Source organism: Burkholderia sp. HMSC10F09, from assembly GCF_001806955.1.
GTDB lineage: Bacteria > Pseudomonadota > Gammaproteobacteria > Burkholderiales > Burkholderiaceae > Burkholderia > Burkholderia multivorans.
Window position 1 is genome coordinate 1 of the sequence record NZ_KV786921.1, and the last position, 10,895, is coordinate 10,895.

At 67.0% G+C, this 10,895-nt stretch carries 10 protein-coding genes; 7 read left to right on the forward strand and 3 right to left on the reverse strand.

Translation table 11 applies throughout. The features are described from left to right. Positions 1–154 precede the first annotated feature (154 nt). The 5 genes from era (at position 155) to nagZ (ending at position 4,220) form a co-directional block, all read left to right on the forward strand. Positions 155–1,054: a GTPase Era gene (era, locus tag HMPREF3115_RS26755; protein WP_006401259.1), complete on the forward strand. Its 900-nt coding sequence runs from the start codon at positions 155–157 to the stop codon at positions 1,052–1,054. Further along, positions 1,041–1,877, forward strand: coding sequence for a DNA repair protein RecO (gene recO / locus HMPREF3115_RS26760; RefSeq protein ID WP_006409243.1), 837 nt, complete (start codon positions 1,041–1,043; stop codon positions 1,875–1,877). The genes era and recO overlap by 14 nt, the downstream gene beginning before the upstream one ends. After that, a complete protein-coding gene (gene pdxJ / locus HMPREF3115_RS26765; protein WP_006401257.1) occupies positions 1,874–2,650 on the forward strand; it encodes a pyridoxine 5'-phosphate synthase in 777 nt (258 codons plus the stop codon). Before recO ends, pdxJ begins: the two co-directional genes overlap by 4 nt. A gap of 84 nt (positions 2,651–2,734) precedes the next feature. Further along, complete coding sequence (gene acpS, locus HMPREF3115_RS26770; RefSeq protein WP_006401256.1) at positions 2,735–3,175, forward strand: holo-ACP synthase; 441 nt, start codon at positions 2,735–2,737, stop codon at positions 3,173–3,175. A gap of 16 nt (positions 3,176–3,191) precedes the next feature. Further along, on the forward strand, positions 3,192–4,220 hold the full coding sequence (gene nagZ / locus HMPREF3115_RS26775; RefSeq protein ID WP_070556827.1) for a beta-N-acetylhexosaminidase: 1,029 nt from the start codon (positions 3,192–3,194) through the stop codon (positions 4,218–4,220). Between the two features lie 175 nt (positions 4,221–4,395). Here nagZ and HMPREF3115_RS26780 read toward each other — a convergent pair whose 3' ends face one another. The 3 genes from HMPREF3115_RS26780 to earP all read right to left on the reverse strand — a co-directional run bounded on the left by HMPREF3115_RS26780 (position 4,396) and on the right by earP (position 7,941). Next, positions 4,396–5,781: a sigma-54-dependent transcriptional regulator gene (locus HMPREF3115_RS26780; protein WP_059940827.1), complete on the reverse strand. Its 1,386-nt coding sequence runs from the start codon at positions 5,779–5,781 to the stop codon at positions 4,396–4,398. Between the two features lie 280 nt (positions 5,782–6,061). Further along, positions 6,062–6,619, reverse strand: a complete 558-nt coding sequence (gene efp / locus HMPREF3115_RS26785; protein WP_006401252.1) for an elongation factor P — start codon at positions 6,617–6,619, stop codon at positions 6,062–6,064. A 128-nt stretch (positions 6,620–6,747) separates the two neighbouring features. Next, the gene (gene earP / locus HMPREF3115_RS26790; RefSeq protein ID WP_070556829.1) at positions 6,748–7,941 is read right to left on the reverse strand and encodes an elongation factor P maturation arginine rhamnosyltransferase EarP; all 1,194 of its coding nucleotides are present in this window, start codon (positions 7,939–7,941) and stop codon (positions 6,748–6,750) included. A 76-nt stretch (positions 7,942–8,017) separates the two neighbouring features. Here earP and uvrC point away from each other — a divergent pair, with 76 nt between their 5' ends. Further along, positions 8,018–10,042 (forward strand): excinuclease ABC subunit UvrC, encoded by a 2,025-nt coding sequence (gene uvrC / locus HMPREF3115_RS26795; RefSeq protein ID WP_053297485.1) that lies wholly within the window; start codon positions 8,018–8,020, stop codon positions 10,040–10,042. Between the two features lie 96 nt (positions 10,043–10,138). Then, positions 10,139–10,726 carry a CDP-diacylglycerol--glycerol-3-phosphate 3-phosphatidyltransferase gene (gene pgsA, locus HMPREF3115_RS26800; RefSeq protein ID WP_006401249.1) on the forward strand — a complete coding sequence of 196 codons (588 nt, stop codon included), beginning with the start codon at positions 10,139–10,141 and terminating at the stop codon, positions 10,724–10,726. Positions 10,727–10,895 lie beyond the last annotated feature (169 nt).

Consider the following 10,895-nt stretch of genomic DNA (forward strand, 5'->3'; position numbering starts at 1 on the left):
CGTGCCCGACGTCGCCGCTGCCGGCCCCGATACGTCGGCGGGCGCCGCGAGCGTGGCCGCCGCGCCGGCGCGCGTCGCCGATGCCGACCACTGAATTGCCCATCGATCGCGCCGCGCACCGCGCGGCCGGTTCCGAACCTGTCTCCCAATCGATATGAACGCTCCCGCTCCTACTGGTTTCCGCTGCGGCATGATCGCGATCGTGGGCCGTCCGAACGTCGGCAAGTCGACGCTGATGAACGCGCTCGTCGGCCAGAAGATCAGCATTACGTCGCGCAAGGCGCAGACGACGCGCCACCGGATCACCGGCATCAACACGACCGAAGACGCGCAGTACATCTTCGTCGATACGCCCGGCTTCCAGACCCGCCACAGCACGGCACTGAATCGTTCGCTGAACCGCGCCGTCACGTCGACGCTGACGTCGGTCGACGCGATCCTGTTCGTGATCGAGGCCGGCCGCTTCGGCCCCGACGATCAGAAGGTGCTCGACCTGATTCCGCCGGGCGTGCCGACGCTGCTGATCGCGAACAAGCTCGACCGCGTGAACGACAAGACCACGCTTTATCCGTTCATGCAGCAGGTCAGCGCGCTGCGCGAGTTTGCGGAAATCGTGCCGCTGTCGGCGAAGCATCCCGAGGACATCCAGCGTCTGCTCGAGACGATCAAGCCGTATCTGCCTGAAGGCGAGCCGATCTACGGCGAGGACGACCTCACCGATCGCAGTGCGCGCTTTCTCGCCGCCGAGATCCTGCGCGAGAAGGTGTTTCGCTGGACCGGCGACGAACTGCCTTACACGAGCACCGTCGTGATCGACAAGTTCGAGGAGGAAGGGCGCCTGAAGCGCATCTTCGCGACGATTCTGGTTGAGCGCGACTCGCACAAGGCGATGGTGATCGGCAAGAAGGGCGCGAAGCTCAAGCAGATCAGCACCGAGGCGCGGATGGACATGGAAAAGCTGTTCGACGGCCCCGTGTACCTCGAAACCTTCGTGAAGGTGAAGAGCGGCTGGGCCGACAACGAGGCGGGGCTGCGCGCCTATGGGTACGAATGACGCATCTGCGTCGACCGAAGACGCGGTAACGGCCGGCGCGAACGACGCGCCGCTGCCTGCACCGCCGGCGCCGCCGCGCAAGACGCGGCGCGCGACCGCCCGCACGTCCGAGTTCCGCGTCGCCGAGCAGCCGGCGTTCGTGCTGCACAGCTATCCGTATCGGGAAACCAGTCTGATCGTCGACGTGCTGACGCGCGATCACGGCCGTCTCGCGCTCGTCGCGAAGGGCGCGAAGCGTCCGCACTCCGCGTTGCGCGGCGTGCTGCAGACGTTTCAGCCGCTGCTGCTGTCGTGGTCCGGCAAGTCCGAGGTCCGCACGCTGACGGGCGCCGAATGGGTCGGCGGGATGCTGCCGCTCGCGGGCGACGCGTTGCTGTGCGGCTTCTATGCAAACGAACTGCTCGTCAAGTTCTGCGCGCGCGAGGATCCGCAACCGCCGCTGTTCAACCACTATGTGCTGACGCTCACGCGCCTCGCGCACGGCGAGCCGGCCGTGCAGGTGCTGCGTTCGTTCGAGCGCGTGCTGCTGCGCGAGACCGGCTATGCGATGGCGCTGAACCGGACGGTCGCGCGTCGCGCCGTCGAACCCGACCAACGCTACGTGTTCGATCCGGAACGCGGCGTGCGCCCCGCGGACGACGACGTCCCGTCGCACTGGCCGATCGTTTCAGGGCAGACGTTGCTCGACATGGAGCAGGACGATTACCATCGACCCCAGACGGTGACGCAAAGCAAGACGCTGATGCGCTTCCTGCTGAACACTTATCTTGGCGGCACGCCGCTCGCCACGCGACAGATCCTGATCGACCTGCAAAACCTATGAGCTTCTTCCTGACGACGCCCACCGCCATCGACCTCGGCGTGAACATCGACCACGTCGCGACGCTGCGCAACGCGCGCGGCACGACCTATCCCGATCCGATCCGTGCGGCGCTCGCCGCGGAGGAAGCCGGTGCGGACGCGATCACGCTGCATTTGCGCGAGGATCGCCGTCACATCGTCGATGCCGATGTACGCAAGCTGCGTCCGCTGCTGAAGACGCGCATGAATCTCGAATGCGCGGTGACGGCCGAGATGCTCGACATCGCGTGCGACGTGCGTCCGCACGATGCGTGTCTCGTGCCCGAAAAGCGCGAGGAACTGACGACCGAAGGGGGGCTCGACGTCGCGGGCCGTTTCGAGGCCGTGCGCGCCGCGTGCAAGCAGCTGGCCGATGCGGGCGTGCGCGTGTCGCTGTTCATCGACCCGGACGACACGCAGATTCGCGCCGCGCACGAAGCGGGTGCGCCAGTGATCGAGCTGCATACGGGCCGCTACGCCGATGCGCACGACGAAGCGGAGCAGCAGCGCGAATACGAGCGCATCGTCGCCGGCGTGCAGACCGGCACGCAGCTCGGCCTGAAGGTGAACGCGGGGCACGGCTTGCATTACACGAACGTGCAGCAGATCGCCGCGATCGACGGCATCGTCGAATTGAACATCGGCCATGCGATCGTCGCGCACGCAATCTTCGCGGGCTGGGACAATGCCGTGCGCGAGATGAAGGCGATCATGGTCGCGGCTCGCGTCGCCGCGCTGCACGGCGGCGCGCGCTGACCATGCGGTCGTTGCGTACGACGCGCGTCGCATGCGGGCTGTCGACCGCGCACGCGGCGCCGCTGCGGGCGCGAAGGAGCTGACATGGCGATCTACGGCATCGGCACCGACATCGTGCAGGTCAGCCGCGTCGCGGCCGTGCTCGAGCGTACCGGCGGACGCTTCGCGGAGAAGGTACTCGGCCCCGACGAACTGCGCGTGTTCCATGCGCGCCGCGCACGTTCGGAGGCGCGCGGCATCGCGTTTCTCGCGACGCGCTTTTCCGCGAAGGAGGCGTTCTCGAAGGCGATCGGGCTCGGCATGCATTGGCCGATGACCTGGCGCGCGTTGCAGACGCTCAACCGGCCGAGCGGCGAGCCGTACGTCGTCGCATCGGGCGAACTCGCCGACTGGCTCGCGGCGCGCGGTATCGCCGCGCGCGTGACGGTCAGCGACGAGCGCGATTACGCGGTGTCGTTCGTGATCGCCGAGACCGACGTGCCTGCGCCCGACGTACCCACCGCTGTTTCCCGAACCACTCCCTGACGGATTTCCCGATTCGATGAAAACGACTCCCGGCCCGGTCATGCTCGACGTCGTCGGCACGGCCCTGTCGCGCGACGATGCGCGGCGTCTCGCGCATCCGAACACCGGCGGCGTGATCCTGTTCGCGCGGCACTTTCAGAACCGCGCGCAACTGACCGCGCTGACCGATGCGATCCGCGCAGTGCGCGACGATATCCTGATCGCAGTCGATCACGAAGGCGGCCGCGTGCAGCGCTTCCGCACCGACGGCTTCACGGTGCTGCCGGCGATGCGCCGCCTCGGCGAGCTATGGGATCGCGACGTGCTGCTCGCGACGAAAGTGGCGACCGCGGTCGGCTACATTCTCGCGGCCGAGCTGCGCGCGTGCGGGATCGACATGAGCTTCACGCCGGTGCTCGACCTCGACTACGGCCACTCGCACGTGATCGGCGATCGGGCGTTCCATCGCGATCCGCGCGTCGTCACGCTGCTCGCGAAGAGTCTGAATCACGGGCTTGCGCTCGCCGGCATGGCGAACTGCGGCAAGCATTTCCCCGGCCACGGTTTCGCGGAAGCGGACTCGCACGTCGCGCTGCCGACCGACGACCGTTCGCTCGAGACGATCCTCGCGCACGACGTCGCGCCGTACGACTGGCTCGGCCTGTCGCTGTCGGCCGTGATTCCCGCGCACGTGATCTATACGCAGGTCGACGCGCGCCCGGCCGGCTTCTCGCGCGTGTGGCTGCAAGACATCCTGCGCGGCCGGCTCGGCTTTACCGGCGCGATCTTCAGCGACGATCTGTCGATGGAAGCCGCGCGCGAGGGCGGCACGCTGACGCAGGCCGCCGACGCGGCGCTCGCCGCCGGCTGCGACATGGTGCTCGTGTGCAATCAGCCGGAAGCGGCCGAAGTCGTGCTGAACGAGCTGAAGGCCGAGCGCAGCGTCGATTCCGTACGGCGTATCAAGCGGATGCGCGCACGCGGCAAGGCGCTCAAGTGGGACAAGCTGATCGAGCAGCCCGAGTATCGGCGCGCGCAGGCGCTGCTGGCCGACGCGCTCGAATGAGCGCAGGCGAGCGCGGTGCGGTCGACGCCGCCGCGCGCCGGTCGCATCAAACAAAAAGCCGCGCGTTTGCGCGGCTTTTCGCTTAAAGGGCTCTTTCATACGAGAGCGACTGAATCGGGCTTGTTTGCAACTAACGGCCAGCTCCGCCGGCGCCCGAAACGAACGCCGGTCACACTCAATTCACCTTCATCCGCTGCAGCTTGTTGTACAGCGTCTTCGGGCTGATGCCGAGCAGCGTCGCCGCGCGGTGGCGCGTGCCGCCGACCGCATCGAGCGTCGCCCGGATCAACAGGTCCTCGACGTCCGACAGCGGCGTGCCGACCTTGATCTGCACGCTGCTGCCGTTCAGCGCGGCGCCGGCCGCAAAGCTCGCTTCGCCGGCGCGCAGCGTTTCGATGAAATCGCCGGACGCGTCGTACGCGAAGCGCACGCGCTCCTGCAGCTCGCGCACGTTGCCGGGCCATTCGTACGACAGACATTCGCGCACGAAACCGGGCGCCGCGCGCTTGTCGGTCGTGCCGCGCCCGGTCGCATGCGCGTCGCGGTTCAGCTGGTCGATCAGCGCGTCGGCGATCGCGAGCGCGTCGCCGTCGCGTTCGCGCAGCGGCGGCATCGTGATCGACGCCGCATCGAGACGCAGCCACAGATCCTCGCGCAGCGTGCCGTTTGCGACCGCTTCGCGTGCGGGGCGGCGCGTCGCCGCGATCAGCCGGAAATCGCTCGCGATCGTGCTCGTGCCGCCGATCCGCATGAAGTTCTGCGAGTCGAGCGCGTGCAGCAGCGCTTCCTGCAGCACCAGCGGCAGCGCGGTGATTTCGTCGAGGAACAGCGTGCCGCCGCCCGCCTGTTCGAACAGACCCGCCTCGCGCCGGTCGGCGCCGTCGAACGCACCGCGCTCGTGGCCGAACAGCACGCTGTCGAGCGACGCGCCGTGGCGGCCGGCCTGGGCGAGCGTGCGGCAGTCGAACGAGACGAACGGCCCTTTGCGGCGGCGGCTCAGATCGTGCAGCGTGCGCGCGGCGAGCTTCTTGCCGGTGCCCGCTTCGCCGGAGAACAGCACGGCCGTTTCGGTGCGCGCGTTGTGCTCGATCATGTCGTACACGTGCTGCATCGCCTCGCTGCGCCCGACCAGCGCGCCGAAGCGGCCGAGCTGACGCAGCGACGTGCGCAGCGACTGCACTTCGTCGATCAGTTCGTACGGACGCGGAATCCGCGCGAGCAGGCTGCGCAGGCGCGGGATGTTGATCGGCTTGAGCAGATAGTCCCAGATGCCGTGACGCAAACCCTCGATCGCGCTTTCGACTGTCGCGTTGCCGGTCAGCACGATCACGGGCAAGGACCCGTTCGGTTGCTGTTGCGGCAGGTGCTGGAGCAGGTCGAACCCGCTGCCGTCCGGCAGGTTCAGATCGACCAGGACGACGTCGGGGATCGATCGGCCGAGCGCGGTGCGCGCTTCGGCGAGCGACGTGGCCGTGTCGACGGAGAAACCGTCCGCGGCGAGCAGCGCGGTGAGGCCGGACAGGCTGTTGGGATCGTCTTCGACAATCAGGGCGTGTGGCATGGTGGACGCGAGAGTCGGTTCAAGAGAGGCGGGCCGTCAATCCGCAGCCGCATTTCGAGATGAGATTAAAAGCCGATTTTATGCCCCGCTGCACGCGCCACGGACATTATTTCCGTTTTGCTATAAAACAGTTACCTATGATACAAATTGAATAGTTTTGATAGCGGATTCTGTGCTGTTTACGCGGGACGCGCGGCCCGCGTCCCGCGCGTCGCTGTTGCGAACGGACAAACAAAAAGCGCCCCGAAGGGCGCTTTGTTCAATGCGGCATCGCGAGCGGTTACGCGCGGCTGCGGTACTCGTGCGTGCGCGTGTCGATTTCGATCTTGTCGCCGGTGTTGCAGAACAGCGGCACCTGCAGTTCGAAGCCCGTCGCGAGCTTCGCGTTCTTCAGCACCTTGCCCGACGACGTGTCGCCCTTGACGGCCGGTTCCGTGTACGTGATCTCGCGAACGAGGATCGTCGGCAGTTCGACCGAGATCGCCTTCTCGTTGTAGAACACGACTTCGCACGCCATGCCGTCCTCGAGGTAGTTCAGCGCGTCGCCCATCATTTCCGCTTCGACTTCGTACTGGTTGTAGTCGGCGTCCATGAACACGTACATCGGGTCGGCGAAGTACGAGTACGTCACTTCCTTGCGGTCGAGCACGACGACGTCGAACTTGTCGTCGGCCTTGTAGACCGATTCCTGGCCTGCGTTCGTCAGCAGGTTCTTCATCTTCAGCTTGACGACGGCGGCGTTACGGCCCGACTTGTTGTATTCCGTCTTCGAGATGACCCAAGCGTCGCTGCCGATCTGCACGACGTTGCCTACGCGGAGTTCCTGTGCGGTCTTCATAAAAAAACTGTCCTGATCAAATCAAATAAATAGGTGCCTGAGCGTTGCACAACGGCTGACAGCGCAAGCGGGGAGGTTCCGTGGGCGCCAAAAGCGAGCGCTTGCGTGGTCAGCCGTCGGATAACCGCTTATTTTAACTGAGATTTTGCGTATTCGGCCAGCTTTCCGGCGAGATCGCCGACCGCCGCGAGCGCGTCCGCCCAGCGTTCGGCGTTCGCCTGCAGCGCGGCGCGGTGCTGCCATAAATCGGCCCAGTCGGCCGTGCCGGCTCCGTTCCATGCATGCCAGAAGCGTGCGAGCGCGGCGCGCGGCGCGTCGGCGAGGCCGGCCGACAGATGCGCGAGCGCGGCATCGAGCTTCGGCAGATGCGCATCGTCGGCCTGCGGGTAGATGTGCCATACGAACGGCTTGCGCGCCCACTGCGCGCGGACGAATGAATCCTCGCCGCGCACGAAATTGAGATCGGCGCTCCACAGCAGCGCGTCGTAGTCCGGCTGCGGGACGAACGCGAGCCCGTGCGCGGTCAGGTTGCCGCGGCTGGCCTGCGCGCCAGCGCCGAACGACTCGACCCCGAAAAATCGTGCGAGCGCCGGCGACACGCGGCCCGCCGGCACGAGCGCGACGACCGGCGACGGCGCGTCGCGCCATTGCGCGAGCAGCGCGTCGACGGCCGGGTTCTCGTACGCGAACAAACTGACGACCGTCGCGTCGGGCGCGGGCGGCGCACCGCCCGTCGCGCGCCGCCACCATGCATCGCGCGCGGCCGCGTCGGTTTCGAACGCGATGCGCCGCGCGTCGAGGTCGCGCTCCTTCAGCACGCCGCCGGTGCCGGCCGACAGACCGGGGAAGAAGAACGTCTTCAGCAGCGGGTAGCGCGGATGCGGCGACGGCCGCAGATGGAAATCGGCGACCCAGTCTTCGGCGCTCAGATATTCGAGATTGATCCATACCGGGCGGCGCGCGCGGCGTGCCATCGCCGCGAGGTACGCGGCCGGCAGTTCGCAGGCGAACGCTTCGATCACGACGTCGGCGATCTCGAGCGTGTCGCCGACCTCCGCGTGCCAGTGCTCGATCGCGATGCCGTCGATCGTCTGGCGCGCGGCGTCGGGATCGACGTCCGGCACGAGGCGCACGAACGTGTGCAGATCGTCGACGAGCAGGCGCACCTGCCAGCCATGCTCGTCGGCGAGCTGACGCGCGAGACGCCAGCACACGCCGATGTCGCCGAAGTTGTCGATGACGGCGCAGAAGAGGTCGCACGCGACGGGTTCGTTCGGCGCGACCGGCGGCGCGGCGACGTGGGCGGGGACGGTGTCGGGCATCGAAGCGGATCGGTGAATGCTCTAAACTGGCGATTCTAATGGACCCGTTCCGCGCCCGACGGCGCCCGGATCACGCATGACATCCGCAGAAGCCCCCGATACTCCGTTCGAACCGAAGAAGATCCTCGCGCAGCTCCCGCATATGCCGGGCGTCTACCGCTATTACGACGCGGCCGGTGCGGTGCTCTACGTCGGCAAGGCCCGCGACCTGAAAAAGCGCGTGTCGAGCTATTTCACGAAGACGCAGCTGTCGCCGCGCATCGCGATGATGGTCACGCGCATCGCGCGCATCGAGACGACCGTCACGCGATCGGAAGCCGAGGCGCTGCTGCTCGAGAACAACCTGATCAAGGCGCTCGCGCCGCGCTACAACATCCTGTTTCGCGACGACAAGTCGTATCCGTACCTGAAGCTGACCTCGCATCGCTTTCCGCGGATGGCGTACTACCGCGGCGCGGTCGACAAGCAGAACCAGTATTTCGGGCCGTTCCCGAGCGCGTGGGCCGTGCGCGAGAGCATTCAGATCCTGCAGCGCGTGTTCCAGCTGCGCACCTGCGAGGATTCGGTCTTCAACAACCGCACGCGGCCGTGCCTTCTGCATCAGATCGGGCGCTGCACCGCGCCGTGCGTCGGCGCGATTTCGGCCGAGGACTACGCCGTCGATGTGTCGAATGCCGCGCGCTTCCTGCTCGGCCGGCAGTCCGAAGTGATGAAGGAGCTCGAGCAGAAGATGCATGCGTTCGCGGCCGAGCTGAAGTTCGAACAGGCGGCGGCGGTGCGCAACCAGATGAGCTCGCTCGCGACCGTGCTGCATCAGCAGGCGATCGAGGTCGGCAGCGACAGCGACGTCGACATCCTCGCAGTCGTCGCGCAGGGCGGGCGCGTGTGCGTGAATCTCGCGATGGTGCGTGGCGGCCGCCATCTCGGCGACAAGGCATATTTCCCGACGCACGTCGAAAGCGCGCTGACGCTCGCGGAGGGCGGCCTCGGCGACGATACGGATGCGGACGCGATCGATGCGCCCGACGTCCCGGCGGAGGCGCCCGCCGGCGAGCCGGGCAGCACGCGCGATACGACGGCGTCGATCGAAGCCGAAGTGCTCGACGCGTTCATCGCGCAGCACTACCTCGGCAATCGCGTGCCGCCGGTGCTCGTCGTCAGTCACGCGCCGGCGAGCCGCGACCTGCTCGAGCTGCTGTCCGAACAGGCCGGCCACAGGGTGTCGCTGGTGCGGCAGCCGCAGGGACAGCGGCGCGCATGGTTGTCGATGGCCGAGCAGAATGCGCAGATCGCGCTCGCGCGGCTGCTGTCCGAGCAGGGCTCCCAGCAGGCGCGCACGCGCGCGCTCGCCGAGACGCTCGGCCTCGAATGCGACGATCTCGCGACGCTGCGCATCGAATGCTTCGACATCAGCCACACGATGGGCGAGGCGACGCAGGCGTCGTGCGTCGTCTATCACCATCACAAGATGCAGTCGGGCGAGTATCGCCGTTACAACATCACCGGCATCACGCCCGGCGACGACTACGCGGCGATGCGCCAGGTGCTCACGCGCCGCTACGAAAAGATGGTCGAGCAGGCCGCGCAGGCGGCGGCTGCCGACGACGCGGCCGGCATCGACGGCGAGTCGACGCGTCAGGCCGAAACGTCGAGCCTGCTGCCGAACATCGTGCTGATCGACGGCGGCAAGGGACAGGTCGAGATTGCGCGGCAGGTCTTCACGGAACTGGGGCTCGACACGTCGATGCTGGTCGGCGTCGCGAAGGGCGAGGGGCGCAAGGTCGGTCTCGAGACGCTCGTGTTCGCCGACGGCCGCGCGCCGCTCGAGCTCGGCAAGGAGAGCGCCGCGCTGATGCTCGTCGCGCAGATCCGTGACGAGGCGCACCGTTTCGCGATCACCGGGATGCGCGCGAAGCGCGCGAAGGCGCGCCAGACGTCGCGGCTCGAGGAGCTCGAAGGCGTCGGCGCGAAACGTCGCCAGCGGCTGCTCGCGCGCTTCGGCGGGTTGCGCGGCGTCGTCGCGGCGAGCGTCGAAGAGCTCGCGAGCGTCGACGGCATTTCGCACGCGCTCGCCGAGCAGATCTACAAGCAGCTTCACTGACGCGGCCGCCGCGGGCCGCGCGGCCCGGGCGCCGGCGTTCTTGTAGCGGGCCGGTCGACACGGCACAATTGCGAATCCTTTACTGTCCCGGATGCCATGCCGTTCAATTTTCCGATTTTCCTGACGTGGGTGCGGATCGTGCTGATTCCGCTCGTCGTCGGCGTGTTCTATCTGCCGGACACGGTGATGGGCGGCGCGCATCGCAATCTCGCGGCCGCGGCGATCTTCATCCTGGCGGCGCTGACCGACTGGTTCGACGGCTTTCTCGCGCGCAAATGGAACCAGACGTCGTCGTTCGGCGCCTTTCTCGATCCCGTCGCGGACAAGCTGATGGTGACGGCCGCGCTGCTGATCCTCGTGCAGATCTCGCGCGTCGATGCGGCGATCGCGCTCGTGATCGTCGGGCGCGAAATCGCGATTTCGGCGTTGCGCGAATGGATGGCGCAGATCGGCGCGTCGAAGAGCGTCGCGGTGAACCAGCTCGGCAAGTTCAAGACTGCGTGCCAGATGGTCGCGATTCCGATGCTGCTGTACTACGGGCCGCTGCCACTCGGCGTCGCGACGATCGACACGCGCGTGTGGGGCGAGTGGCTGATGTATCTGGCGGCCATCCTGACGATCTGGTCGATGCTGTACTACATGAAGCTCGCGTGGCCGCAGATTCGCGAGCGCAGCGGCGTGTGATGCGCGTCGCGCGGGGCGGACGGCGAAAGTTTTTGGAAAAAGGGCGCGAAAAGCCCTTGACACACGAATGTGCCTTCGACATAATCTCGCTTCTCCGCTGCACGACGAAGTAACGGTGGCGGAGCAGCGGTAACGCAATACGCGGGAGTAGCTCAGTTGGTAGAGCGCA